The 1,329-nt window shown below is 69.7% G+C and carries 2 protein-coding genes; both read right to left on the minus strand.

All coding sequences use genetic code 11. From position 1 onward, the window contains the following. The coding region (locus ACEN88_RS31940; protein WP_413346204.1) for an alpha/beta hydrolase at window positions 1-258 on the minus strand (258 nt) is incomplete at its 3' end. 146 nt (window positions 259-404) lie between these two features. Beyond that, on the minus strand, window positions 405-1,329 hold a 925-nt coding region (locus ACEN88_RS31945), incomplete at its 5' end, for a phytase (RefSeq protein ID WP_413346206.1).

The raw sequence follows: 1,329 nt of genomic DNA on the forward strand, positions 1-1,329 counted from the left end.
GTCGCCCAGCCGCGCGATGGTCGTGCGCAGGTCCTCGGTGTAGTCGGCCAGGCGCCAGTCGTTCAGCCGTTCGCGCCCGCCGCTGCCGCCATGGCCGCGCAGGCTGAGCGCATGCACTTCGAAGCCGGCGTCGGCGAACCAGGGCAGGACGTGTTCCTCCCACACCCAGGCGCCCACGCAGATGCCGTGCACCAGCAGCAGGCGCGGACTGTCCGGACGGGGCGTCGCCGGGCGGCGCGTGATCAGTTCGAGTTCCATGCGGTCGTCGTGAGTCGCTCTCGACTGTATGGTAGCGCAAACGTCATGACCATGTAATACTGTCGTTCCCGCGGAAGCGGGAACCCATGCAGAGCGTCCTGGTCACCTCAGTATGGGTCCCCGCCTGCGCGGGGACGACGGTCACTTCAGTCGCCGAGCCTCAACGCCTTCGCGACGTCCTCCCACGCCACCAGCTTGAAGTTCTGGGGCCCGTCCGGCAGCCGCTTGTGGCCATCCTGCACGACGAGCAGGCCTTGGCCATATGGCCCGCCCAGCCGCGCGGACGTCACGTCCAGGCCATCCGTCTCGGACGTCCCGTCGATGCCCCGCGCCGCATCGGTGCCGATCCGGAACGCGCCGCGCACCGTGAACGGCGCCGTGGCATCCAGCACGACATAGCTGTCGTTGCCCTGGCTCGACACGACGACCCAGCTGCCCGTCTTGCCGTGATAAATGCCCATGCCTTCGACGTCCGCATGCAGCGGGCCGCCCACCGGCAGCACGAGGCGCGGCGACATCGGCTTCGCCGCATCGGCGTCCGCCACCCACAGGCCGCGCTTTTCCTCGCCCATGAACAGCAAGCCGGTGCGCTCGTCGGCCACGCAGCCTTCCGGCTGGCTCGCGAGGCGCCAGCTGCGCGCCAGCGTCGCGCCGAAGCGGCCGTCCGTGCGCGTGATGCGGTATTGCTGGAAGCGTCCGTCCTTGTCGTTGACGATCGCATCCAGCCCGCCCTGCGGCGTGCGATAGAGGCAGGCGCCGTAGATGTCGGACAGCGTCGTGGGCAGGCGCGCGGCTTCCGTGACGGTGCCGTTCCCGTCGATGGCGAACAGCACGATCGCGTTCTCGTCGCGCTGCGTGGCCATCGCGAGATCGACGCGGACGCCGGCGCCGAACGCGAGGTCCTGGCGCACATCGACGTTGTTCAGGCGGCCCGCTTCCAGCAACTGCGTCTGGCGGCCCGCCAGGTCGTACACGAGCAGGCCCTGTTTCTTGTTCGTGCCGAGGATGCGGGCGCCGTCCGGGTCCGACGGGTGGATCCAGATCGCGGGATCGTCGGCAGCGTCGCCCGCC

Source organism: Massilia sp. CT11-108 (assembly GCF_047302915.1).
Lineage (GTDB): Bacteria > Pseudomonadota > Gammaproteobacteria > Burkholderiales > Burkholderiaceae_D > Telluria > Telluria orientalis.